Source organism: Burkholderia sp. 22088 (assembly GCF_052045915.1).
Lineage (GTDB): Bacteria > Pseudomonadota > Gammaproteobacteria > Burkholderiales > Burkholderiaceae > Burkholderia > Burkholderia cepacia.
The window spans coordinates 566723-589613 of the sequence record NZ_JBQEPY010000001.1; the positions used below are offsets into that span (position 1 = coordinate 566723).

Here is a 22891-nt window from a genome sequence, read left to right on the forward strand (position 1 = left end):
GCGCTCAGGCAGGCTTCGCGGGCTTGAGCTGCATCGACTTGTACTCGAGATATTCCTCGAGCCCGTACACGCCGTTCTCGCGGCCATGCCCCGACTGCTTGTAGCCGCCGAACGGCGCGGCGCCGTTCCACGTGCCGCCGTTGATGTCCACCTGCCCGGTGCGGATACGGCGTGCGATGCCCATCGCGCGTTCGTCGCTGCCGGCCCACACCGCGCCACCGAGCCCGTACGGCGAATCGTTCGCGATCCGCACGGCCTCGTCCTCATCGCGATACGTGATGATCGACAGCACCGGCCCGAAGATTTCTTCCTGCGCGATCGTCGATTTCGGATCGACGCGGCCGAACACGGTCGGCTTCACGAAGAAGCCCTTCGTGAGCCCTTCCGGCAGGCCCGTGCCGCCCGTCACGAGCTCCGCGCCTTCGTCGATCCCGCGCTGGATGTAGTCCTGCACGCGCTGCTGCTGCACGGCCGACGCAAGCGCGCCGAGACGCGTCGCATCCTGCCGCGGGTCGCCCGCGACGTACGATTCGGCCGCGGCCTTCGCGATCTCGCGCGCTTCGTCGTAGCGCGCTTCCGGCACCAGCATGCGCGTATGCGCCGAGCAGGTCTGCCCCGCGTTCAGGTAGCACGCGTTGACCGTGCCCTTCACCGCCGCCGCGAAATCGGCATCGTCGAGGATCACCGACGCCGACTTGCCGCCCAGCTCGAGCGCAACGCGCTTGACGCCCGCGGCCGCCAGCTCGGCGACGCGCTTGCCGGCGCGCGTCGAGCCCGTAAACGACACCATGTCGACGTCCGGATCGGTGGCCAGCACCTCGCCGACCACGGGGCCGTAGCCGCACACGAGGTTGAATACGCCGGCCGGCAGCCCCGCTTCGTGAATCGCTTCGGCAAGCATGAACGCGTTGAGCGGTGCGACTTCGGACGGCTTCAGGACGACCGTGCAGCCGGCCGCGAGCGCCGGTGCGACCTTCAGCGTCACCTGGTTGAGCGGGTAGTTCCATGGCGTGATCGCCGCGACGACACCCACCGGCTCGCGCACGACGAGCGAGTTGCCGACCTGTGCCTCGAACTCGAACGACTCGGCAAGCTTCGCGTACGCCTTCCAGTTGTAGATCGGGCCGCCGACCTGGATCGCGCGCGACAGCTTGATCGGCATCCCGACTTCGCCGGTGATCGACTGCGCGAGCTCCTCGCTGCGCGCCTGCAGATGCTCGACGATCTTGCGCAGGTAGCCCGCGCGCGTCGAGGCCGGCGTGGCCGCCCACGCGTCGAAGGCCGCGCGCGCCGCGCGGATCGCGTCCTGCGCGTCGGACGCGACGCCTTCCGGAATCCGGCCGATCACGGCTTCGGTGCCCGAGTCGATCACGTCGATCGTGCCGGTGCCGGCCGGCTTGCGCCACGCGCCGTCGATATAGAACTGGTCGTAGATTTTCATCGTTTTCCGCCTCCAGGAAAGCCGACATTCTAGCGAGCGTTTCGGCCGGCCGGTGTGACGATTGACAGCTATTGGAAAGGTCTTTAGCCTCGGCGCCTCATTCATCATAAGAAAGGAGAATGCCTTGAGCATCCTGACCAAAATCGAGGGCGGCTATCTTCAGGTATTGCGCGTGATCGTGCTGTTGTTCGCGACCGCAGTCCTGATCGGCGGGGTCATATTCGGCGCGATCGCACTCGATGCGCGCCTGTCGAAACCGCCGAAAGTCGATTCGGCCATCCAGGTCGATCCTGCATCGTTCGCGTGGGAGAACGATGCAACCGCCAAGGCCACGCCGGCCGCCGGCGGCGCGGCAGCGAAGGACGACAACGCGTCGCCCGCGCTGCGCCTGTCGACGCAACTGTCGGGCATCGTGCAGAAGCACGGCCGGGCGGCCCTGTCGCCGGACTACGCGGTCGATCGCGACGCGTACGAGCCGTCGTTCCAGCGCGTGCTCGGCGACGACGACCATCCGGAAGTCGCGTACTACGAGCAGCAGATCGCGTATCTCGACAAGGTGCTGTCACGCGCGGATGTCGCGGCCAGCGTCAAGAAGAAAGTCACCGGGCACGGCGACGAATATGCGCGCGAGCAGGCGTACACCGACGTCGTGTCGGCGGTCATGCGCGACTTCTCCGAGCGCTACGACGCACGCCGGACCGCGATCGACAATGAGAAGAAGGCCGCCGAAGAAACGGCCGCCGAGAACGGCCAGACCGCGCGCTTCGCCGGCGTCGCCGCGCTCGTCGCGCTGTATTCGTTCGTGTCGCTCGCGGTGCTGATCATCCTGATCCGCGTCGAGCGCAGCATCCGCTCGATCGCGCGCGCCACGCACACGGCGACCTGATCCCGCTCATCCGCCAGCCCGCGCGCCGGGCTGCGGGGGCCCGGCAACGGGCCCGCTTTGCGGCGCAAGCGACCGCTTCCTGGTCGCTTCCCGGTCACTCCCCGGCCGCATCTTCCCGCGTCGTTCCTCACACGCTCGCGCACTTTTCGTTCCCGCCGCTCCCTCATTCCGCCGTCGGCCATCCGCGTCGGCGCGGCGTCCGTTTCGCCACCGCCATGTCAGCATCCGCCCGGGTGCGCGGCCGGGCCCGCATCGTGCTATGTTTTTACTATCGGCACCGGCCCGTTGCAACCGGCGCCGCCCGGAATCCATGTATTTCGTGAGCGCTGCCATGTCCGACGCACCCCATACCCTCGGCTCGCAAGACCGCCTCGAGCTGCTTTGCTGGCTCACCTGCGGCAACCTCGGCGCGTTTTACCTCAACGAATCGTGGCCGGACGCCACGTTCCAGGTCCAGGCCGCGCACCGCTGGCTCGACCGCCATCACCGTCAGGCCGACTGGCTCGCGATCGCCAAGCTCGCGGCGCTCGCGCAGGACATCGCCAAGCGGCACGCCGGGTTCGTCGATGCGTCGTGGGCGCGCGACGCGGTCGAGGAAATCGTCGATACCGACGACCTCGACTATCGGGCGAAACTCGTGCAATGGGTCTACGAAGACTGCTGCAAGGCGCTCGCCGACAAGCGGCTGGCCGATTGACGATCGGGACGGCACGCGCGGCACCGCGCTCCTGTCGTTGACGGGAATGTCAGCCTGAAAGACTGACAGGGGCGGTACGTCGCGCACCGCACCCCGAATCGCGAGGCGCGCTTACAGCAGCGATTTCGCCTGCGTCAGCACCTTGTCGCAGATCTGCCTGGTTACCTGCTGCTTCAGTCCGCCGCCGCTCAGGTCGAGCTTGCTGCCATTGCCGGCGTCGAGCACACCGCTCGCGCCGCTGGTATAGCCGCTGTCGGACGACGCGTTGCCGCCGAGCTTGCCCATCAGCGCGTCCTTCACCGACGACGCACCGCCGGATGCCCCGCCGAGATAGTTGTTCTGGATGCAGAACTGCAGCAGGCCCGCGACGTTGCCGGTGCTGCCCGGCATCAGCGACGAACCGCCACCGCCCGTCAACGCGCCGCCGATGCCCCCGAGGTTGCCGAGCGCACCGCCCGCGCTGCCGCCTGAATCGCCCCCGCCGCCGACCTGCTTCAGGACATCGCCCAGCTGCGCATGCGCCACCGAAAACGGCGCGAGCAATCCGATCAGCGCACCGGCAATGGTCGCGCGGTATAGACGTGCATTCATGTGAAGCCTCCCGGTTGTGACTGCGTGAGTACCGCGAATCGAATCCAAGGATACTCAATCAACCCGTGCATGACAGCCTTCGGAGGCGGCCTGAAACGTCAGGCATCGTGATATCGCCACGATTTGACAAAGCTTGACGGCGAGCCGCGTGCGGACATGCCGGTTTTGCATCCGCGCGCGATCGCCCGTCCGGGTCGCCTGCGCGCGCGAAGCGTCATAGAATCGTCGTCGCCGGCCGCCCGGACCCTCCGGCCCGATCTCGATCCCGAACATGAAGGACGCTCGCGTGACGCTTGCCCATCGATATCTGCTGTTCGCCGGCGTGGCGACTGCGCTGGGTTGCGGCGCAGGCACAGCCGGCGCGGCCTCGGCCACAGCCGCCGCCGCGTGCCCTTCGCCATCGTTCGAGCGCTATCCGGCACCCGCCGCAAGCGCACCGCGCAAGCCCGCCGCGGCACCACGCCTGACCACCCGGGAAGCCCGCCTCTACCGCACCGTCATTCGCGACGAATTCACGCAACCGGCCAACTTTGCCGGCCACTACCGCGTCGCGACCTGGGGTTGCGGAACGGATTGCCGGAATTTCGCGATCGTCGACAAGTACACGGGCGCGACGTACACGATGCCCGGCGTACAGGCCATCGCAGGCGTGACGGGCAACGACGAGGAGCGCGTCGATTTCCGGCCCGGCAGTACGCTGCTGATCGTCGCGGGCTGCTTCAACGACGATTGCGACTACAACGACGCGAAGGCTGCCCGGTTCTTCTACGAGTGGACCGGTACGCGCTTGCGTCGGGTCGGCACCTGTCCATTGGCCATCGAGCCGCGCGAGTAGCCGGCCGACGGCTGCCGCTCGCCGCGACTTGCGCTATCGTTCCCCCGGTACACCTTGAACGGCGCACCCACCTGCGATGCCCATTTGCCTCAGTTTCGATGACGGCCCCGGCCCGTCGACGCCCCTCCTGCTCGACGTCCTGCATGCCGCGTCGTGCCGCGCGACCTTCTTCCTGCTCGGCCGGAATCTGGCAGGCGCGCTCGATGTGGCCGCACGCATGGCGCGCGAAGGCCACCGGCTCGGCAATCACACCCGTTCGCACGCAAAACCGGGCACGCTGTCGGACGACGCGTTGATCGACGAGATCGAGACGACCGACGCGCTGATCCGCGATGCCTATCGCGAGGCCCGTGTGCCCGCGCCGGATGCAATCCCGCTGCGCCTGCCTTATGGACTGATGCCGCGGGACAGTCGCGCCCGCGTGCTCGCACGGCTGCAACGCGAACATACCGGCTGGACCGCGATCCTCGACGACTGGCAGCGGCCGGCGCCGTCGCCGCAGGCACTGTTCGACGCGATGTGCGCCCATGTCGACGCCAGCACGGCACGGCAGCGCGACGTGCTGTTCTGCATGCACGACGGATCGCGGCACGGCGAGGCGCGGCCCAACACGGTCGAAGCCGTGCGCCTGTTCCTGAATCGGCCGCGCTGACGTGGCATCCGGCCGGCGTCAGGGCGCAGCGCCATCCAGCAACTGCCGCCAGCAGCCGAGAAAACCGATGCCGGGCCCCGGCACCCACAGGCCGCGCTGCGCGGCTTCCAGGTGAATCAGCGTCTGGTCCGCGCAGAACAGGGCCATCAGCGCGTCGCGGCGGTCGTGCATCCAGTCAGGCACGGCATCGGGCCGCGTCGCCGCATAGGCCCGCAGGCCGGCGTCCCAGCGGCGCGCGTCGAATACGAAGCGATCGTCCCGGCCCGCATCGCGCGACAGCGCAAACAGCGCAAACGCCGCTTCGAGCCACTGCGCGCCCTGCCCGACGTCGTCGAAATCGAGCACGCCGTTCACGGCGCCCCCCACGTACAGCAGGTTGCCCGCGTGATAGTCGCCGTGCAGCCAGTGCACCGTCCCCGTCAGCCAGCGTGCGGCAGCGTCGAGATGCGCGCCGATCCGACGGATCATCGTCCCGTAGTGGTCGCTCAGGTCCCCCGGCAACGGCGGCGCGGCGCGCGCGGTTACGCGTGCGTGCCGCGCCGACAGCCAGGCCAGCGGCGCCGATTCGGTCACGGGTATCGCCGCCAGCGCCGCATGCAGATGCGCGAGCGCACGCATCGCGTCGATCGCGCCCGCCTCCGCTTCGTCCGGCAGGCCGGGGCTGCCGTCGATATGCTCGAACAGATGCAGCCAGCTTCCGTCAGGCAGTCGCACGCCGGATTGCGCGTCGACGGTCGGCCGCAGGCGCGGTAGCGCCGGCAGCATCGGCGCCGTCCGCGTATCACCGAGATGACCGAGTATCGCCGCCTCGCGATCCACCTGCCCGACCGGCTTGCCGGACCACGACACGCGCAGCACCGCGCGTCCCGCATCGCACTCGACGAGATACGTTTTGTTAGTATGGCCCGACGCCAGCGCCTGCATGCGTGCAGGCCCGATGTTCCAATACCGGTGAAGCCACGGTTCCAGCGTTTTCACGTCACTCCTACTCGTTGCATTGACCATGTCAGAGCGTCCTTCGGCCCGCATGCGGGACATCAACATCGAATGGCTGACGCGCGCCGCCGAATTCGACCACCTGTTCCAGACGCGCTGGCTCGGCGAGCGCTTCTTCCACTTGCCCGGCGACATGCTCGCGCTCCAGGAACTGATCTGGCGCGAGCGTCCCGACTGCATCGTGCAGACCGGCATCGCGGCGGGCGGCGGCGTCGTGTTCTCCGCGTCGATGCTGGCGCTGAACGGCGATCGCGGCCGTGTCGTCGCGATCGAGCCGCGCCTGCGCGACGACGTCAGGCAGCGCCTGCAGTCGCATCGGCTCGCCGATCGCATGGTGCTGATCGAAGGCGAATCGTGCGCGGCCGACACGCTCGCATCGGTACGCGCGCAGATCCCGCACGATGCGCGCGTGATGGCGATCCTCGACCTCACGCATACCCACGCGCACGTGCTGCGCGAACTCGAATGCTATGCGCCGCTCGTGACGCCGGGCAGCTACGCGATCGTGATGGATACCGTCATGGAATACCTGCCCGCGTCGATGTTCGACGGCAAGCCGTACGGCAAAGGCAACAACCCGGCCACCGCCGTGCGCGACTATCTCGACCGCGACGACCGGTTCGAGGTCGACTACGACATCGAAGACCGCGTACTCATGACGCTGTCGCCAGGCGGTTTCCTGAAGCGAGTTCGCTGATCAGGCGCGCGGCCTCCGCCGAGCCGTCACGCGCGTAGCTCGCACGAATCCGCGCCGCCTGCTCGCGCAACGAACCGGGGCGCAACAGGCACGCGAGCGCATCGGCAATCTCGGCCACGCCGGCGTGCTGCAGATCCAGCACGCGCCCCGCGCCGGCCCGCTCGACGAAGTGCGCCGAATGAAACTGGTCGTTGCAGAACGGCGACAGCAACATCGGCACGCCGCATGCGAGCGACTCCATCACCGAATTCGCGCCACCATGGCTGACGAACGCGTGCGTGCGTCGCAGCAGCGCCAGTTGCGGCACGTAACGCACCGCGATGACACGCGCGTCGTCGGCCGGCAGCAGATCCGCATCGACCAGCTCGCCCACCGACAACACCAGTTGCGCCGGCGTCGCGCGCGCCGCCTCGATGACTTTCGCGAACACATCGGGATGGTAATAAAGCTGGCTGCCGAGCGACATGTAGACGAGCGGACGATCGGCATCGAGGCGCTCCCACGGGAACGGCGTCTCGTCGCCACGCGGGCCGGACGGCAGCGCGGGGCCGACCAGTTCGACACCGGGCGGCGGCGCGCCGACCAGCGCGTCGGTCGTGAACGCGAGCGTCAGGTGCGGCGACAGGATGTCGCAACCGCGAAAGCGCGCATCGAGCCCGTAGCGCGCGAACAGTCGGGTGCGTTCCGGCGCCAGCCATCGCACCGTGCGCAGCAATTCGGAGTCGAGATCGTCCGGCAGCACCGGATTCAGCGAATTCGACATCGCCACCCACGGCAGCCCCTCCAGCTCGGCGGCGATCGCAGCCGCATAGAGCAGCGGATCGATCACGACCACGTCGGGCCGCCAGTCGCGCAGCACCGCGCGGATGCCGTCCACCTGTGCGGGCGCCAGGTCGATCAGCAGCGTGCGGATCCAGTGCCGCAGCCAGTCCGCGTCGCGGATGTTCGCGGCAAAGCTCGCGCCGCGCGACAGGTCGTGACGCTCGGGTGTCTCGCGCGGCCCGACGAACGCGAAGCCGCCGGCGCCGTCGAGCTGGGCGCTGATGTCGGCCGGCGCATAGAACGCGACGTCGCAACCGGCGGCGCGCAGATGCTGGGCCGGGCCGATGCAGGGATTGACGTGCCCTTTCTCGGGCACCACGCAGAACAGGATGCGTTTCATGAGCGGCTCAGGTTGGGCGATGCGCGGCATCGAGGGGAGTGCCGAGGCGGTTGAAATGATCGAGGATCAGCGACAGCGTCGTCCACAGCATGCGTTCGTTGTCCGTTTGCAGCGTGGGCGCGTCCAGACCGAGCGTGTCGGCCAGCGCGTGCGTGCGGTCGCGATCGAGCAGCGTCGCGAGATCCATCGCCGGGGCGAGCCGCCCGCGCTTGGGGCCATGCACGAGCCGGTCCGGCAGGTTCAGGCGCGCACCGAGATCGCGCAGGCATTGCTTGTCCGGATCGGGGGCGATGCTGGTCAGATGCGCGACGACGGCATCGTCGACGAACGGCGGATGCAGGTCGACCGACGCCGCATCGAACAACGCATGGCACAGCGGCAGATAGTTGGCCGACTGGTCGCGGCGCAACACCTGGTCCGCGCCGTCGCCGGTGATGGCCACCTCGACGCCGTCCGCGGCCATCGCCTCGGCCAGCAGCAGCTTCGCGACCGGATGCAGGTTGAACATCGGCTCCTCGACCGCATGGGTCGTTCTCGGCAGCGCCGCGACGAAATCCGCCTCGTTCACGCGCACGAGCTTCACGTTCGCCTGCATCTGCCCGGCCAGTTCGAGTGCCGCATCGCGTTCGCAATAGTCCGGCATGTCGGTCACGAGGATGTAGGACGTCACGTGCCGCTGCGCGCCGAGTTCGCGCAGCAGCGCAAGCAGCAGCGCCGAATCGAGCCCGCCGCTCAACGCCAGCGCAACGCGCTTGCCGCTGTCGAGCGCACGTTGCAGCGACGCGCGCAGCACGGTTTCCAGATCCGCGTGCTGCGGCCGCCCGGGTGCCGGCTGAACGGCCAGCCCTTGCGGCGAACGGATCAGCGCATGGCCGGGCGGCACCGCGCGCACGTCGCGCAGCACGGTGCGGCCGACCAGGCGCTCGCCGCTCAGGTAGCCCGCGATGGCCGCCGCGTCCGGCTCGCCGGCCGGTTGCGCCGACGCGCGCAGGACGGCCCGGATGCCGGACGCCGCCGTGCCGCTGCGCGGATGGTAGTGAAGCCGGTCGAAGCCGAACAGGTCGCGCGTGCCGACGATCATGGATAACGAGCCTTCAAGGAGTCCACTTCAATGCGTTTGAGGATGCGGTGCGGCGCCACCGGCGCGCTGCCGCCCTGGCAATGCAGGCACGCTTCGAGCGGCGCCTCGCGTTGCAGATAGGCGAGCATCGCGTCGAGCATGCCCGCGTCGTCGCGCAGCGGCAGGCCGTCGGATCGAAAATCCTTCTCGCCCTTGTAGAGCGTGTGGAAATGCGCCGGGCGCGTGCACGTATAGAACATGCCGTCGCGAATCATATGGCAGCGCTCGCGAATCCAGCAATCGTGATAGAGGCGCTGCGCGGCGTCCCGGTCGGTGCCGGGCTGTGCACGGTTCATCGTCGTGAACACGTCCTGCACCTTCCAGTTCAGGCGCACGTCGAAGCGCGCGGCCTGGTGCTCGATGTGCGCGACCAGGTCGGCCGAAAGTGACGGCTTCGGATAGCGCGAGATCGTCAGCGCGTCCACCGCCTGCCAGAACGCGTCCGTCATCTCGCCGAGCTTCAGGCCATTCGTCGTGACGGAGATCACGGGCGCGATACCCGTGGCGCGCACGCGCCCGACGAGCTCGACGAGCGCCGGATGCAGCAGCGGTTCGCCGCCGACCAGCTTGAACATGCGCGGGCGCAGCACCTTCGCCGCACGGCGCAGATCGGCCTCGAGCGATGCCGGGCTCGCATACCACTCTGGCAGAAGCGGCGACAGCGAACAGCATTCCGCGCACGTCAGGTTGCAGTGGTCGACGACATGCGCTTCCAGCGAGCGCGTCAGGACGCGCCCGTCTTCGACACGGTAGTCGCGATCCAGCGGCGGCGGAAATACGTGCTGCCGCTCGCCCGGCGGCGACGTCGGATGCGGCATCCGGTTCAGGTTCGAATTCACTTCAGCGTCCTGCTTCGATGCAACGGGAAAAGAAATCGACCAGGCGGTCGCGGGCATCCACCATCGCGGATGCCATCGTCACCGCGCCGCTCAGATGCGACGCGAAACGCGACGGCTCGTCGAGCCAGCCTTGCACGATCCAGAGCTTCAGCGCGTGCTGCAGGCATGCGGCATCGACCGCCCAGGCAATGCGTGCCGGATCCACCGGCCGCACCCGCAGGTATGCGCACACGAACGCTTCCGCCAGCTGCGGCGCTTCCAGCGGCAAATGATTCAGGCAACGCACCAGTTCGTATTCGCGCGGCGCGCCGATCGTCGCTTCCCAGTCGAGGATCAGCGGCGGCAGCGTGCCCGGGAACAGATAGTTGAACTGGTTGTAGTCGTTGTGGATCGGGTGCTGCGGATCGTCGGCGGGAAACGCGTCGATGCTGCCCGGATAGTAGCGGTCGAGCATGCGCAGCGCGAGATCGACGTAGCGGCGCAAGTTCGCGGCGTTCTCGTTCGAGCGTGCGTGATTCAGCGCATCGAGCAAACTGCGGCGCACCGCATCCGCGTCGATCGCGATCAACCGCGCACGGATCGTGTCGAGCGATGGCAGCTGAAGCCGTTCGAGACTCAGATGCAACGCGGCCAGGCTCGCGCCCAGCGCCTCCCATTCGGCCGGCGAAAACGTGTCGTAGGTTCTGAACTGCCCGGTTTCCCAGCGCGTGAGCATCGCGTGGGCGTTCGCCCCCGTCCAAAGCGGTGCGCCGGCTGCCGTGCGTTTCAGCGCCTGCACATGGAAACGTGTATCGCCGTGCGTCTCGAAGTGCGCGAGCACCGCCGCTTCCCTGGCCGCACGCGCCTGATGCCCGGCCGCGTAGAGCTTGACCGCTACGCCGCCGTCATTCGTCGGCAGGTGCCACACGCGTTCGCTGACCTGGCGCGGCGGCCCGCTACGGCCGAGCGCGCAGGCTTCCAGGATCTCGTCGAAGGTCGCGGCGAGCGGGCCCATTCAGATGTGCTCGGCCGGCCCGTGCCGATACGGATGACCGGTCAGGAACGTGTTGTGTCCGACATAGCGCAGCTTGTACATCGCGGGCCGGAACAGCACCGAAGGATCGTTGTTCGCGATGCCGAGCAGCGGATACAGGTCCTGCCGCACGAAGAATGCGTTGTTGCCCATGTCGTCGCAGCAGACGAGTTCATAACCCTTCTGCCTGCCGAGGTGCACGAGCGATTCGAGGCTCGCGCCGTAATAGGTCGAGCCGTCCCATTCGTGATCCGGGTTGAAGCACATGACCCAACGCTCGGGCGGCGTGTAGTACGGGTTGTATTCGATCACGACGATGCGCGGCTTGAACGCCCGCAGGCCGCGCCAGACCCAGTAGTCGTTGCCGTCGATATCGATCGACAGCAGGTCGAAGTCGGTCGGCGTGTTCGCGTCGGCGAGCAGATGATCGACCGTGTCGGGCTGGACGCGGTCATGATGCAGGCGGATGCGCTCTGCACCCGCGTAGTGCGCGGCCAGCTTGCCGAACCGGTACGCGCTGCCCTCCACCAGCACGCCGGCCCAGTCCTGTTCGCGCAGCAACCGGGCGGTGTTGCTGTTGCGCAGGCCGTCGCTGGCGCCGATATCGACGCAGAACCGGTTGACCGGCGCGATCCGCTCCATCAGGCGCGACAGGATGCCTTCCTCGGTGCCCTGCGCGTACAGGCTTTGCGCAAGGCCGGACAGGTCGAGCGGGAGAGGATGGTCCGGCATCGGGGGCGGCTCCGGGTCGAAATGGGGAGTGATGATTGGCGTTCGGTGGGTAATTTACCCGAAGTCGATTCGCGGGAGGAAACCGGAATGAGAAACGCTGCCGGGCCGCGCGGCAAGCGGAAATGAAAAAGCCCGCATCGACAACGCTGTCGATGCGGGCCCGATTTACTTCCGGCGGTTCGCTCCGTGGGGACGGCTGGAGGCACTGCTTGCCTGTCCAGCCGCGGCACTTGGCCGGAGGAAGCCTCAGGACACTTATTCCTGCCCCTGGCTCGTCAGGAACTCCTCGTAATTCCCGCCGAAGTCGAACAGCGTGCCGTCCGTGCGCACTTCGATGATCCGGTTCGCCAGCCCGCTCACGAATTCGCGGTCGTGCGACACGAAGATCAGCGTGCCTTCGAACTGCTCGAGCGCGATCTGCAGCGACTCGATCGATTCCATGTCCATGTGGTTGGTCGGCTCGTCCATCAGCAGCACGTTGTGGCGGCCGAGCATCAGCTTGCCCCAGATCATGCGGCCCTTCTCACCGCCCGACAGCACCTTCACCGACTTCTTGATGTCGTCCGACGAGAACAGCAGGCGGCCCAGCGTGCCGCGCACCATCGTTTCGTCGTCGCCGTCCTTGCGGTACTGGTCGATCCAGTCCATCAGCGTGATGTCGTTCGGGAACTCCTCGTACGTGTCCTGCGGCATGTAGCCGACATTCGCGTTCTCGGACCACTTCACCGTGCCGTGCTCGAGCGGGAGCGCGCCGAGCAGCGAACGCAGCAGCGTCGTCTTGCCCGCGCCGTTCTCGCCGATGATCGCGATCCGCTCGCCCGGCTGCACCGACAGGTTGAAGTTCTGGAAGATCGTGCGCTCGTACTTCTTCGTGATGTCTTCCGCGACCACCGCGACGTTGTGCAGCTTCTTCTCGAACTCGAAGCGGATGAACGGGTTCTGGCGCGACGACGGCTTGAATTCCTCGATCTTGATCTTGTCGATCTGCTTCGCGCGGCTCGTTGCCTGACGGGCCTTCGACTTGTTCGCCGAGAAGCGGCGCACGAAGTCCTGCAGCTCGGCCACGCGCTCCTTCGCGCGCGCGTTCGCCGCGGCCTGGCGCTCGCGCGCCTGTGCCGATGCGAGCATGTAGTCGTCGTAGTTGCCCGGCCAGACCTTCAGCGTGCCGTAGTCCATGTCGGCCATGTGCGTGCACACCGAGTTCAGGAAGTGACGATCGTGCGAGATGATGATCATCGTCGAGTTGTACTCGTTGAGCGTGTGCTCGAGCCAACGGATCGAGTTGATGTCGAGGTTGTTGGTCGGTTCGTCGAGCAGCAGCACGTCCGGCTTCGAGAACAGCGCCTGCGCGAGCAGCACGCGCAGCTTCCAGCCCGGTGCGACGTCGCTCATCGTGCCGTTGTGGAACTTCTCCTCGATGCCGATGCCGAGCAGCAGCGCGCCCGCGCGCGCCTCGGCATCGTAGCCGCCGTATTCGGCGAACTTGCCTTCGAGCTCGGCGGCGTGCATGTAGTCGTCGTCGGTGGCTTCCGGGTTCGCGTAGATCGCGTCGCGCTCGGTCATCGCGGCCCACATCTCGGTGTGGCCCATCATCACGACGTCGAGCACGCGCACGTCTTCGTACGCGAACTGGTCCTGGCGCAACTTGCCCAGGCGCACGTTCGGCTCCAGCGCGACGTTGCCGGCGCTCGGCTCGAGGTCGCCGCCCAGGATCTTCATGAACGTCGACTTGCCGCAGCCGTTCGCGCCGATCAGACCATAGCGGTTGCCCTCGCCGAATTTGACCGAGATGTTCTCGAACAGGGGCTTTGGCCCGAATTGCATCGTGATGTTGGCAGTAGAAAGCACGGCAGGTCCCGTTAAAGGATAAATCGACGGAAAACCGTGTATTTTAGCAGGTGTCGGAGAAACTGCCGACCACACCGTTCCGGCAGCGCATTCCAGCCCCCTGGACAGCCGCCCGGCGGCCCGCCAACGCGACGGCCCGCGCCCCGCCGCCGCCTGACAGGAATCCCGCATGCTTGCCAGCCAGCTTCGCGAACAACTCGTCGGCGCGTGGCGCCTCGTGTCCTACGAAATCCGCCCGCGCGACGGCAGCGCCGTCACCTATCCGCTCGGCCGCGACGCGCGCGGCTGGATTCTCTATACGCGGGACGGTTACATGTCGGCCCAGCTGATGGCTGCCGGCCGCCCGCCGTACGCGAGCGGCGATCTGCACCGCGGCACCGAGAGCGAGTGCACGGCCGCCGCACGCGGCTACATTGCCTATTCAGGCCCCTTTCATCTCGACGACGACGGCACGCTGACCCACGAAATGGACGTCAGCCTGTTCCCCAACTGGATCGGCAACGTGCAGCAGCGGGTCTTCAGGCTCGACGGCGATCGCCTGCAGCTCGGCACCGTCGGCCCCGTGCGAATCGACGGCCGGGAAGTCGACGCCGTGCTGCTGTGGGCGCGCGCGGGTAGCTGACGCGCCACGAACGGTCGACACGGTTCGCCGGGGCGATACATCGATACGGCCAGGCGGCAGGTCGTTGCAAGCCTGCTCCGCGCACGGGGCGGTTGCATCGGCCGCACGCGCGTCGCGCTCACCGCGCGACGCACGTCCGTCACTTGCCGGCTTTCGCGGCGGCCTTCTGGGCCGCCGTCGCCTTCACCTGCCCGAACAGCTCCGAGCACGGCACGTCCTTGTTGTTGCTCGGCGCGATCAGCGGGATCAAGGCCGCGAACGGGTTGATCAGGCCGAGGCCGACCATCGCGCCGGCGCGCAGCGCGAGCGCGCCCGCATCGACGCCGACCTTCGGATCCTTGAACGTGCCCTTCGCATACAGCGGCGAGCGCAGCGAGAAGATCCGGAAACCCTTCGTATGCGGATGGATCTTCAGGTCGAGCGTTTCGTCGCGCAGGCTGATCGGGCCGTCGACGTTGATCAGCGCGTCGTCGGTGTCGAGCGCGAATACCTTCGGGTCGAGCATCCCGTTGGTCGCGACGAAGTCGACTGCCGCGCAGTTGATCTTCACGTCATTGTTGCCGAACAGCTTCTCGTACACGACGTTCGCGACGTTCAGCCCCGCCGCCTCCATCAGCAGGCGGCTGATGCGGCCGTCCGTGACGAGCGCCTTCACTTCGCCGGTCGACGTCGCGGCCAGCGCGGCCGGCGAGTTGCCGGTCGCCGACAGCGACGCGTCGCCGTTGATCTCGCCGAGCGCCGACTGCATCACCTTCTGCGTGGGGAACAGCTGCTTGAGCTTCAGGTGCCGCGCGGCCACCGTGAAGCGGCCCTTCAACGGCGCGCCGCTGCCGTCGAGGTGCGCGGTCGTCGCGAGCGTGCCGCCCGCGACGCCGAACTGCAGCGGTTCGAGCGACAGCACGCCGTCCTGCATCACGATGTGCGTGTACAGGTTCGTGATCGGCAGGTTCGAACTCTTGATCAGCTTGCGGCCTGTGAACTTGACGTCCGCGTCGATCTCGCGCCAACGATCGGTACGGAACGTCTCGACCGGCAGCACGCGGCCCGGCGGCTGGCGTGTCGTGTCGCCGCGCCGGGCCTTGCTTGCGGCCGTATCCGCGCCGATCACCGGCGCGAGGTCCGAGAACTGCAGCAGGTTCGACACGAGCTCGCCCGACAGCTTCGGCCGCGGCTCGCGCTGCTCGTACACCAGCGTGCCGCCGAGATCGCTGCCGCCGACGCGGCCGTTGAAGTTCTCGTAGCGGAACGTGCTCGCGCGCCGCTTGAAGTTGCCGATCAGCCGCCCTTCCGTCGCGTAAGGCGGCGTGTCGGGCAGCGTGATGCCGGTGAGCTGGTAAAGGTGCGACATCGATGTGCCCTGCAGCCACAGCCGCAGGTCGATCGCCGCGAGATGCATCGGATCGGTCAGCGTGCCGACGATCGCGAGCCGCGTGTCGCCGGCCTTCACGTCGGCCTGCAGCGGGAACGGCCGCGACGCATCCTGGATCGCCAGCACGCCGCCGAGCTTGCCGGTACCGCTGATCGGCACGTTCTTGTAGCGGCCGTCGACCTTCAGCCCGAACGCATAGGTCGGGCCGGACGGCTTCGCGAGCGCCGCGACGCCGCTTGCAGGAGAAGCGGAAGCGGCGACCGGAGCCGCAGAAGCGGACGACGACGAAGCCGATACCGCCGCAGATGCAGCCGAAGCCCCCACCCCCGACGCCGCACTCGCGGCCTGCGCGGCGGACGCGCCCGATGCGGCTTCCGCGTTGGCCTTCGCGCTCAGTTGCGCGGCGCCGCGCTTGCCGACACGCTGCGCGGATGCCGCGCGCGACGTCTGCTCCTGCTCCTTCAGCACATCGCCGAGCGGAATCGGCTGCCCGAGCGTATCGATCGCGACGGTCAGGTCGGCCTTCGTGATCGCGTCGCGATACGTGACGGTGCCCTTCGCGAAGCCGAAGCTGTCGAGCCGCACTTTCCACGGCGACGGCTGCGACGATTGCTTGAACTGGAAGGTCCACGTGTTGCGGCCGTCGGCGAGGCGCTCGAGGTCGACGGCCGGATTCACGACGTCGATCGACGGGATGACGATTTCATGCGCGAGCAGCGGCAGGATCGCGAGGTCGAAATGCGCGGCATCGAGCGTGACGAACTTGGGCGTCTTCGCCCAGTCGGGGTTGCCGATCTCGAGTTGCGTGGCCGAAAAGCTCGGCCAGGGCACCCAGGCACGCCAGCCGGTTTCGCCGTCGGGGCGGCGCCAGCCGACCTTGAGATCGCCGTTGATCGCGAACGGGCGGCCGAGTGCGGCACTCACCTGTTCATTGACCCACGGCTTCGCGCGGTTCCAGTCGAATGTAAAGAGAAAGACGCCGGCCGCCGCGATGAGCACCGCGACGATACCGACGATCCATGCAGCCGATTTGCCGATGGCTCGGGTAAGCGTCATGGCGGTTCCGTTGTTGTTCTGAAATGTCGCCGCACCTTGCCGGGCCGCTTGCGTGGACGAACGGCGCGCGACACCCGCGGCTTTTCAGTCGGTATTATGACGCACGCCATGGTGACGTTTCGGCGCCATTAACGCTTTTTTTCATTTGTGACATGACAGCCCCCAACGGCCTCATCGATGCGCAGCACATCACGCGGCGCGACGCCAGCAGCGGCAAGACCCTGCTCGCCCCGACCGATTTAAGCCTCGCAGCGGGATCGCGAATTGCTGTCACGGGACCGTCCGGGTCGGGCAAGAGCGTGCTGCTGCGCGCGCTCGCGCTACTCGATCCGCTCGACGGCGGCCACATCCTGTGGCGCGGCAAACGGATCCGGCGCAGCGCGATCCCGCGTTACCGGCGCAGCGTCGCCTATGTACGCCAGCGCCCCGCGCAAATGGACGGCACCGTCGAATCGCAGTTGCGCTATCCGTATTCGCTCGCGATCTATCGCGACGTCGCGTTCGATCGCGCGCGCGCCGAAGCGCTCGCCGCGCAGGCCGGCCGCGGCCCCGACTTTCTCGACAAGCGCTCGAGCGACCTGTCGGGCGGGGAAGCGCAGATCGCCGCGCTGCTGCGCGTGCTGCAGCTCGATCCCGACGTGCTGCTGCTCGACGAGCCGACCTCCGCGCTCGACCCCGAATCGGCGCGCGCGATCGAGTCGCTCGTCGGCGCATGGTTCGACGCGGCGCCCGACGCCCGCGCGTACATGTGGATTTCGCACGATCCGGCCCAGGCCGCACGGATCGGCACGATGCGGCTCGTGATGCAGGCCGGCGTGATACACGTTGCCAACCCGACGGAGGCAACACGATGAGCCCCGCATTGCAGGACCTGAGCCTCGTCGACGTCGGCATCGCCGCCGCGCTCGTCGCGGTCAACGGCGCGATCTCGATGGCACTGTCGCTCGGCCTCGGCCGCAAGCTCGCGCTCGCGGCCGTGCGCACCGTCGTGCAATTGCTCGCGATCGGCTACGTGCTCGGCTGGGTATTCGGTCATCCTCACTGGTACATCGTGCTGCCGCTCACCGCGCTGATGACCTTGATCGCCGGGTTCGCCGGCGCGGGGCGCGGCAAGCGCACCTACCGCGGCCAGCGCATCGACAGCATCGCGTCGATCTGGTTCAGCAGCTGGTTCGTCGCGGCGGTCGGCCTGTTCGTCGTGATCCGCATCCATCCGTGGTACGCACCGCAATACGCGATTCCGATCCTCGGGATGATTCTCGGCAATACGCTCACGGGCGTGTCGCTCGGCGTCGAGCGGATGATGGAGGAGCTCACGGCGCGCCGCGACCGCGTCGAAACCGCACTCGCGCTCGGCGCGACGCGCTGGGAAGCCGCTCAGGACGCCGCGCGCCAGGCCGTGCGCGCAGGCATGCTGCCGACGCTGAACCAGATGGCCGTCGTCGGCGTCGTGAGCCTGCCGGGAATGATGACGGGCCAGGTGCTGGCCGGCCAGTCGCCGCTGCAGGCCGTGCGCTACCAGATCGTGATCATGTTCCTGATCGCCGCGGCTTCCGCGCTCGGCACCGTCGGCGCGGTGCTGATGACCTATCGCCGGCTGTTCTCGGCCGATCACCGCTTTCTCGCATCGCGGCTCGAGGAACGCGCGCACTGACACGCGGAAGTCGCCGCGCGATGCGTTCGCGCGGTTCGCCGGTCAGCGCGCGCCGCGACGCTTGCCGATCGCCTGCCGCAATGCGGCCACGATATCCGCGTCCGCTGCGAGCCCGTCGACCGACGCAACGAGCCGCACCGTGCGCGACGTCGTCACATAGGCTTGCGCGCCGACATAGCCGCCGCTGCCGGCCGAGCGTGTCGTCACGACGAGCGCCTGCGGCGCCCGCGTGCCGAGGTCGGCCGTGAACGCATCGGTGATCGTACCGTCACGCGCGTGCAGCGCGCCCGTCACGTAGTCGTCGGTATCGAAGCCGGCGGCGGCATGCGCGGTCGAATACACCCGCACCGCGTAGCTGCCGGTCGAGCACGGCTCGAGCGCGCCGCTCGACACGACGGCCACCTGCTGCCGGGACGGCAGCCCGACCTTTTTCACGAAACCGCAATCGTCGGCCGCGTGCGCGTGCATGGCGGCGAACGCAATGGCGCACAGCAATGCGCGGATTCGGCATTTCATCGGGATGTCGTTACGGGAAGTGGATGATGCGGGCGAGCATAGCGTGACATTCGCATGACGTCACGCTGGTCGACGCGCGACGCCGCCGCACGCCGTGCTGCTGCCATACCGTTGCAGCAGCACGGTACCGCGAGCAGGTCGCGGGAAAGCACCGTGACGGCGACACGAAACGCTCACGCGCCGCCGGGCCGGCCCGCGCGCCGAATCCGTTGCGCGCGCACCGGTTCCGGCAGCGGCCCGCGCGCGCCGTTCAGCGCTTGATCGACACCGTCACCTTCGTGCCGTCGCTCATCGTGACGGACTTCGAACCGCCGTTGGTCGGGATCGACACCCACTTCACCTGGCTCACCGACGCGACGTCCGGGCATTGCAGCGACTTGCCGCCGACCGTCACATTGCGCGTGCCCTTCGGCGCGGCCGCCTGGAAGCTCATCTGCACGTTGGCGACGCCCTTCGCGTCGATCGACGGCGCGAGCCGCACCTGGGTCTGGCGGACCATCGCGCCGTTCGCGTCGCGCGGCAGGCTGTCGGCGTTCGGGCAACCGTCCGGCATCGCGACCGCACCGCTCGGCGGCACCGACTTCCAGTTGAAGTCGTCCGTCTCGCCCGAGCGGATCTTGCGGGTCTCCTGCGTGTTGCCGAAGGTCTTCGAATCGACCTTGACGGTGTATTCGAGCTGTCCGGTGCCGCCGCCCTTCAGGCTGCCCTTGACCGGCGGCGCCGCGAATACGCTCGCGCTGACGCACGCCGCCGCGAACACGACCGACCACGATGCGGCGACTGACAAGCTGCGTTGGCTCATGCTGACCTCCTTGGTATGCGGCGGCACGCGCGTGCCGCGCGGTTTTCGATGCATGATGCGCTGCCAGTCTACCGCCAAGCGGCATGCCGTGCGCCGCAAACGCATCGGGTGTTACCCCGCTTGCGTTCGCGGCGCCGCAACCTTACGCGCGATGCCGGCTCAGAAGCCGCTCAGCACGAGCTTGCCGATCGCGCGCCCGGCCTCGAGCAGCTGGTGCGCGCGCCGCACGTTCGCGGCATTGATCGTGCCGAGCTGTTCGCCGAGCGTGGTGCGCAGCGTGCCGCCGTCGACGAGCCGCGCGACTTCGCCGAGGATCCGGTGCTGCTCGATCATGTCCGGCGTCTCGAACATCGCACGCGTGAACATGAACTCCCAGTGAAACGCCGCACTTTTCGCCTTCAGCAGTTCGACCGGCACCGGCTTGTCGTTCTCGACGATCGTGCAAATGCCGCCCTGCGGCCGGATTACCTCCGCAGCGGCGGGGAAATGACGATCCGTATCGTTGAAAATCAGCACGTAGTCGACGCTCGGATGCCCGGCCTCGCGCAACTGCGCAGGCAAGTCGCCGAAATGGTCGACCACCGCATCCGCACCCAGCGCACGCACCCATTCGGCCGACGCCGGCCGCGACGCGGTCGCGATCACGTGCAGCTTGCCGAGCGCCTTCGCGAGCTGGATCGCGATCGAGCCCACGCCACCCGCGCCGCCGATGATCAGCACCGATTTGCCGGCGTCCGCCCCCTGCGGCGACACGCGCAGCCGGTCGAACAGCGCCTCCCACGCGGTCAGTGCGGTGAGCGGCAGCGCGGCCGCCGCGGCGAAATCGAGCGTACGCGGCTTCAGCGCGGCGATCCGCTCGTCGACCGTATGGAATTCGCTGTTCGCGCCGGGCCGCGTGATGCTGCCCGCATAGAACACTGCGTCGCCGGGCCGGAACAACGTGACGTCGGCACCGACCGCGACCACCGTGCCGGCCGCATCCCAGCCGAGCACGCGCGGCGTGTCCTCGACCTGCGGCTTCGGCGCGCGCACCTTGGTGTCCACCGGGTTCACGGAAATCGCCTCGACCTTCACGAGCAGGTCGCGCGGGCCCGGCACGGGCTGCGGCAGCTCCACGTCGAGCAAGGCTTGCGGATCGTCGATCGGCAGATAACGGGTCAGTCCAACGGCCTTCATCACGAAACTCCTTCTGGAAACCTGGGGGCCGCGGCGCAGCCCCATGGACGTCATCGTAGGCAACCCGATCATTCGAGAAAACCGCTATATTTCCTGAAACATTTTCAGGAAATTCAGAATAATGGCCTCCGATCCGATTCCGGCCCCCGACAAGCCGCTCGACCTGCTCGACGTCGCGCTGTTCGTTCGCGCGGCCCTGCTCGCGAACGTCACCGCGGCCGGGCGCGAATTCGGCGTGTCGGCCGCGGTCGCGAGCGCGCGCATCGCGCAACTCGAGCGTCAGCTCGGCGCACGGCTGCTGCACCGCACCACGCGCCGCATCAGCCTCACGCAGGACGGCGAGGTATTCATGGCGCACGCCGACACGCTGCTGTCGGCCGCCGACGCCGCGCGCGCATCGGTCGGCCACGGCCGCACCGAGCCGTACGGGCGGCTGAAGGTGTCGATGTCGTCGTCGTTCGGCCGGCAGCATGTCGCGCCGGTGATTCCCGCATTCCTGCGCCGCTATCCGTCCGTGTCGCTCGACCTGCGGCTGTCGGACGAGATCGTCGATCTGGTCGACGACGGCTACGACGTCGCGATCCGCCTCGGCGCGCTGAAGGATTCGACGCTCGTCGCGCGCAAGCTTGCCGCCAACCGCCGCGTGCTGTGCTGCTCGCCCGCGTATCTCGCCGGGCACGGCACGCCGCGCCATCCGGCCGACCTGACGCAGCACGAATGCGTGATCCTCGGCGACCAGCGCGACTGGTCGTTCGCCACGCCGCAAGGCCCGCTGACCGTGCGGGTCGGCGGCCGGCTCGTCGCGAGCAATGGCGAGGCCATCCGCGAAGCGCTCGTCGACGGCTTCGGGATCGCGATCAAGTCGACCTGGGACGTCGGCCCGCTGCTCGCGAGCGGCGCGCTCGTCACGATACTCGACGACTATCCGTTCGCCGACGACGTCGCGATCTGGGCCGTCTACCCGAGCCGCACACACGTGCCGCTGAAGACGCTCGCGTTCATCGCGTTCCTGGCCGAGCATTTCGGCGATCCACCGTACTGGGATCGCGCGGACGGGCGATAGGCGCCTTCATTCGGCTCGCGCCGCGGGCGTACCGGTTCGAGTCGGGCCTCGGGATTCGTCCCTGCCGCGACCGCCCGGCCCGGCCAACCGGCTACAATGGCGCGTTCGCGACGCAATGGCCCGCAGTCGAACGGGGCCGCGCACGCAGACGGCCGCCCATTGGCCGCGCACGCTTTTCATCCGTCTCCCAACCATCCCGTCATGACCCACAACCTCGTCATCCAGAGCCTTGCGCCGCTGTCGGACGCCCATCACAAACCGCTGCTCGCGCTGTCGCGCGGCACCCGCATCGTGCAGACCGACGATCATGCGCTGCGCATCGAAGACGCGAGCCCGGCACAGCGCATCGACATCGACGCGTACTGCGGCACGCACGCGCTCGACTTCGCGTTCGTCGAGGCCGGCCGCACGCTCGCCGATTTCGGGCTCGCCGTGATGGACATGGATTCGACGCTGATCACGATCGAATGCATCGACGAGATCGCCGATTTCTGCGGGTTGAAAACGCAGGTCGCCGAGATCACCGAAGCGTCGATGCGCGGCGAGATCCGCGACTTCAACGAAAGCCTCACGCGCCGCGTCGCGCTGCTGGCCGGGCTCGACGCGCACGCGCTCGAACGCGTGTACGAGGAACGGCTGCAATTGACGCCGGGCGCCGAGACGATGCTCGCCGGCGTGAAGGCCGCCGGCATGAAGACGCTGCTCGTGTCGGGCGGCTTCACGTTCTTCACCGAGCGGCTGAAGGCGCGCCTCGGCCTCGACTACGCGCATGCGAACACGCTCGAGATCGTCGACGGCAAGCTGACCGGCAAGGTGCTCGGCGAGATCGTCAACGCCGACGTGAAGGCGCGCCTGCTGCGCGAGACGTGCGCGTCGCTCGGCCTCGAGCCGAGCCGCGCGATCGCGATGGGCGACGGGTCGAACGACCTGAAGATGATGGCCGAAGCCGGGCTGTCGGTCGCGTACCACGCGAAACCCGTCGTGCGCGACGCGGCGACGGTCGCGTTCGATCACGTCGGCCTCGACGGGCTGCTGCGGCTGTTCTGATCCTGCCGCACGTCAAATGAAAAACGCCGGCGCGATGTTGCATCGCGCCGGCGTTTTGTCGTGCCGGGGAACCTGACC

At 67.9% G+C, this 22891-nt stretch carries 23 protein-coding genes; 10 read left to right on the top strand and 13 right to left on the bottom strand.

The features are described 5' to 3' along the window. Positions 1-4: 4 nt before the first annotated feature. Complete coding sequence (locus ACTJLD_RS02795; RefSeq protein ID WP_060174543.1) at positions 5-1441, bottom strand: aldehyde dehydrogenase family protein; 1437 nt, start codon at positions 1439-1441, stop codon at positions 5-7. A 124-nt stretch (positions 1442-1565) separates the two neighbouring features. On the opposite strand from ACTJLD_RS02795, the gene ACTJLD_RS02800 reads away from it, so the two are divergent. Both ACTJLD_RS02800 and ACTJLD_RS02805 read left to right on the top strand, forming a co-directional pair. Then, positions 1566-2327 (top strand): hypothetical protein, encoded by a 762-nt coding sequence (locus tag ACTJLD_RS02800; protein WP_027787293.1) that lies wholly within the window; start codon positions 1566-1568, stop codon positions 2325-2327. 331 nt (positions 2328-2658) lie between these two features. After that, positions 2659-3024 carry a hypothetical protein gene (locus ACTJLD_RS02805; RefSeq protein ID WP_027787292.1) on the top strand — a complete coding sequence of 122 codons (366 nt, stop codon included), beginning with the start codon at positions 2659-2661 and terminating at the stop codon, positions 3022-3024. A gap of 111 nt (positions 3025-3135) precedes the next feature. On the opposite strand, the gene ACTJLD_RS02810 is transcribed toward ACTJLD_RS02805, so the two are convergent. After that, positions 3136-3615 (bottom strand): DUF2501 domain-containing protein, encoded by a 480-nt coding sequence (locus ACTJLD_RS02810; protein ID WP_021159760.1) that lies wholly within the window; start codon positions 3613-3615, stop codon positions 3136-3138. 286 nt (positions 3616-3901) lie between these two features. On the opposite strand from ACTJLD_RS02810, the gene ACTJLD_RS02815 reads away from it, so the two are divergent. Together ACTJLD_RS02815 and ACTJLD_RS02820 are read left to right on the top strand one after the other, a co-directional pair. Next, positions 3902-4450, top strand: a complete 549-nt coding sequence (locus ACTJLD_RS02815; protein WP_440657958.1) for a hypothetical protein — start codon at positions 3902-3904, stop codon at positions 4448-4450. 76 nt (positions 4451-4526) lie between these two features. Then, a complete protein-coding gene (locus tag ACTJLD_RS02820) occupies positions 4527-5102 on the top strand; it encodes a polysaccharide deacetylase family protein (RefSeq protein WP_060314112.1) in 576 nt (191 codons plus the stop codon). 18 nt (positions 5103-5120) lie between these two features. Here the strand turns inward: ACTJLD_RS02820 and ACTJLD_RS02825 are convergent, their stop codons facing one another. Next, positions 5121-6107, bottom strand: coding sequence for a phosphotransferase (locus tag ACTJLD_RS02825; RefSeq protein WP_440657929.1), 987 nt, complete (start codon positions 6105-6107; stop codon positions 5121-5123). Here ACTJLD_RS02825 and ACTJLD_RS02830 point away from each other — a divergent pair. Beyond that, the gene (locus ACTJLD_RS02830; protein WP_027787287.1) at positions 6106-6795 is read left to right on the top strand and encodes a cephalosporin hydroxylase family protein; all 690 of its coding nucleotides are present in this window, start codon (positions 6106-6108) and stop codon (positions 6793-6795) included. The two genes, ACTJLD_RS02825 and ACTJLD_RS02830, sit on opposite strands and share 2 nt — an antisense overlap. Here the strand turns inward: ACTJLD_RS02830 and ACTJLD_RS02835 are convergent. The 6 genes from ACTJLD_RS02835 to ACTJLD_RS02860 form a co-directional block, all read right to left on the bottom strand. Next, positions 6752-7957 (bottom strand): glycosyltransferase, encoded by a 1206-nt coding sequence (locus ACTJLD_RS02835; RefSeq protein WP_060372803.1) that lies wholly within the window; start codon positions 7955-7957, stop codon positions 6752-6754. The genes ACTJLD_RS02830 and ACTJLD_RS02835 overlap by 44 nt on opposite strands. Positions 7958-7964: 7 nt before the next feature. After that, positions 7965-9038 (bottom strand): asparagine synthase-related protein, encoded by a 1074-nt coding sequence (locus tag ACTJLD_RS02840; protein WP_371142072.1) that lies wholly within the window; start codon positions 9036-9038, stop codon positions 7965-7967. Further along, positions 9035-9895, bottom strand: coding sequence for a 4Fe-4S cluster-binding domain-containing protein (locus tag ACTJLD_RS02845; RefSeq protein WP_261325309.1), 861 nt, complete (start codon positions 9893-9895; stop codon positions 9035-9037). Before ACTJLD_RS02845 ends, ACTJLD_RS02840 begins: the two co-directional genes overlap by 4 nt. Positions 9896-9917: 22 nt before the next feature. Next, positions 9918-10910, bottom strand: coding sequence for a phosphotransferase enzyme family protein (locus tag ACTJLD_RS02850; protein ID WP_440657930.1), 993 nt, complete (start codon positions 10908-10910; stop codon positions 9918-9920). Beyond that, positions 10911-11660, bottom strand: a complete 750-nt coding sequence (locus tag ACTJLD_RS02855; RefSeq protein WP_027787282.1) for an FkbM family methyltransferase — start codon at positions 11658-11660, stop codon at positions 10911-10913. Positions 11661-11915: 255 nt separating this feature from the next. Further along, entirely contained in the window at positions 11916-13508 is a 1593-nt protein-coding gene (locus ACTJLD_RS02860) for an ABC-F family ATPase (protein ID WP_027787281.1), read from the bottom strand. A gap of 169 nt (positions 13509-13677) precedes the next feature. Here ACTJLD_RS02860 and ACTJLD_RS02865 point away from each other — a divergent pair, with 169 nt between their 5' ends. Then, the gene (locus tag ACTJLD_RS02865; protein WP_027787280.1) at positions 13678-14130 is read left to right on the top strand and encodes a lipocalin-like domain-containing protein; all 453 of its coding nucleotides are present in this window, start codon (positions 13678-13680) and stop codon (positions 14128-14130) included. Between the two features lie 139 nt (positions 14131-14269). On the opposite strand, the gene ACTJLD_RS02870 is transcribed toward ACTJLD_RS02865, so the two are convergent. After that, complete coding sequence (locus ACTJLD_RS02870) at positions 14270-16555, bottom strand: AsmA family protein (RefSeq protein ID WP_124817733.1); 2286 nt, start codon at positions 16553-16555, stop codon at positions 14270-14272. 152 nt (positions 16556-16707) lie between these two features. Here ACTJLD_RS02870 and ACTJLD_RS02875 point away from each other — a divergent pair, with 152 nt between their 5' ends. After that, positions 16708-17409, top strand: a complete 702-nt coding sequence (locus ACTJLD_RS02875; RefSeq protein ID WP_124817735.1) for an ABC transporter ATP-binding protein — start codon at positions 16708-16710, stop codon at positions 17407-17409. Continuing rightward, positions 17406-18209, top strand: coding sequence for an ABC transporter permease (locus ACTJLD_RS02880; protein ID WP_021159773.1), 804 nt, complete (start codon positions 17406-17408; stop codon positions 18207-18209). The genes ACTJLD_RS02875 and ACTJLD_RS02880 overlap by 4 nt, the downstream gene beginning before the upstream one ends. 42 nt (positions 18210-18251) lie before the next feature. Here ACTJLD_RS02880 and ACTJLD_RS02885 read toward each other — a convergent pair whose 3' ends face one another. From ACTJLD_RS02885 to ACTJLD_RS02895, 3 genes are all read right to left on the bottom strand, one after another. Further along, a complete protein-coding gene (locus tag ACTJLD_RS02885) occupies positions 18252-18725 on the bottom strand; it encodes a PliI family lysozyme inhibitor of I-type lysozyme (RefSeq protein ID WP_124817737.1) in 474 nt (157 codons plus the stop codon). Positions 18726-18975: 250 nt separating this feature from the next. Continuing rightward, positions 18976-19527, bottom strand: coding sequence for a DUF6013 family protein (locus ACTJLD_RS02890; RefSeq protein ID WP_027787275.1), 552 nt, complete (start codon positions 19525-19527; stop codon positions 18976-18978). A 159-nt stretch (positions 19528-19686) separates the two neighbouring features. Beyond that, positions 19687-20703 carry a zinc-binding alcohol dehydrogenase family protein gene (locus ACTJLD_RS02895; protein ID WP_175865137.1) on the bottom strand — a complete coding sequence of 339 codons (1017 nt, stop codon included), beginning with the start codon at positions 20701-20703 and terminating at the stop codon, positions 19687-19689. Between the two features lie 121 nt (positions 20704-20824). Here ACTJLD_RS02895 and ACTJLD_RS02900 point away from each other — a divergent pair, with 121 nt between their 5' ends. Both ACTJLD_RS02900 and serB read left to right on the top strand, forming a co-directional pair. Further along, positions 20825-21766 (top strand): LysR substrate-binding domain-containing protein, encoded by a 942-nt coding sequence (locus ACTJLD_RS02900; protein WP_440657932.1) that lies wholly within the window; start codon positions 20825-20827, stop codon positions 21764-21766. A gap of 201 nt (positions 21767-21967) precedes the next feature. Further along, entirely contained in the window at positions 21968-22813 is an 846-nt protein-coding gene (gene serB, locus ACTJLD_RS02905) for a phosphoserine phosphatase SerB (RefSeq protein WP_027787272.1), read from the top strand. The last annotated feature ends 78 nt before the right edge of the window (positions 22814-22891 follow it).

Excerpts from the sequence above, each read along its gene's own strand:
- ACTJLD_RS02855 (WP_027787282.1), bottom strand. The coding sequence starts at position 11,660 with ATGCCGGACCATCCTCTCCCGCTCGACCTGTCCGGCCTTGCGCAAAGC.
- ACTJLD_RS02795 (WP_060174543.1), bottom strand. The coding sequence starts at position 1,441 with ATGAAAATCTACGACCAGTTCTATATCGACGGCGCGTGGCGCAAGCCG.
- ACTJLD_RS02880 (WP_021159773.1), top strand. The coding sequence starts at position 17,406 with ATGAGCCCCGCATTGCAGGACCTGAGCCTCGTCGACGTCGGCATCGCC.
- ACTJLD_RS02890 (WP_027787275.1), bottom strand. The coding sequence starts at position 19,527 with ATGAGCCAACGCAGCTTGTCAGTCGCCGCATCGTGGTCGGTCGTGTTC.
- ACTJLD_RS02885 (WP_124817737.1), bottom strand. The coding sequence starts at position 18,725 with ATGAAATGCCGAATCCGCGCATTGCTGTGCGCCATTGCGTTCGCCGCC.
- ACTJLD_RS02840 (WP_371142072.1), bottom strand. The coding sequence starts at position 9,038 with ATGATCGTCGGCACGCGCGACCTGTTCGGCTTCGACCGGCTTCACTAC.
- ACTJLD_RS02870 (WP_124817733.1), bottom strand. The coding sequence starts at position 16,555 with ATGACGCTTACCCGAGCCATCGGCAAATCGGCTGCATGGATCGTCGGT.
- ACTJLD_RS02825 (WP_440657929.1), bottom strand. The coding sequence starts at position 6,107 with ATGGTCAATGCAACGAGTAGGAGTGACGTGAAAACGCTGGAACCGTGG.
- ACTJLD_RS02850 (WP_440657930.1), bottom strand. The coding sequence starts at position 10,910 with ATGGGCCCGCTCGCCGCGACCTTCGACGAGATCCTGGAAGCCTGCGCG.
- ACTJLD_RS02900 (WP_440657932.1), top strand. The coding sequence starts at position 20,825 with ATGGCCTCCGATCCGATTCCGGCCCCCGACAAGCCGCTCGACCTGCTC.
- ACTJLD_RS02865 (WP_027787280.1), top strand. The coding sequence starts at position 13,678 with ATGCTTGCCAGCCAGCTTCGCGAACAACTCGTCGGCGCGTGGCGCCTC.
- ACTJLD_RS02820 (WP_060314112.1), top strand. The coding sequence starts at position 4,527 with ATGCCCATTTGCCTCAGTTTCGATGACGGCCCCGGCCCGTCGACGCCC.
- ACTJLD_RS02875 (WP_124817735.1), top strand. The coding sequence starts at position 16,708 with ATGACAGCCCCCAACGGCCTCATCGATGCGCAGCACATCACGCGGCGC.
- ACTJLD_RS02805 (WP_027787292.1), top strand. The coding sequence starts at position 2,659 with ATGTCCGACGCACCCCATACCCTCGGCTCGCAAGACCGCCTCGAGCTG.
- ACTJLD_RS02810 (WP_021159760.1), bottom strand. The coding sequence starts at position 3,615 with ATGAATGCACGTCTATACCGCGCGACCATTGCCGGTGCGCTGATCGGA.
- serB (WP_027787272.1), top strand. The coding sequence starts at position 21,968 with ATGACCCACAACCTCGTCATCCAGAGCCTTGCGCCGCTGTCGGACGCC.
- ACTJLD_RS02830 (WP_027787287.1), top strand. The coding sequence starts at position 6,106 with ATGTCAGAGCGTCCTTCGGCCCGCATGCGGGACATCAACATCGAATGG.
- ACTJLD_RS02895 (WP_175865137.1), bottom strand. The coding sequence starts at position 20,703 with ATGAAGGCCGTTGGACTGACCCGTTATCTGCCGATCGACGATCCGCAA.
- ACTJLD_RS02835 (WP_060372803.1), bottom strand. The coding sequence starts at position 7,957 with ATGAAACGCATCCTGTTCTGCGTGGTGCCCGAGAAAGGGCACGTCAAT.
- ACTJLD_RS02845 (WP_261325309.1), bottom strand. The coding sequence starts at position 9,895 with ATGCCGCATCCGACGTCGCCGCCGGGCGAGCGGCAGCACGTATTTCCG.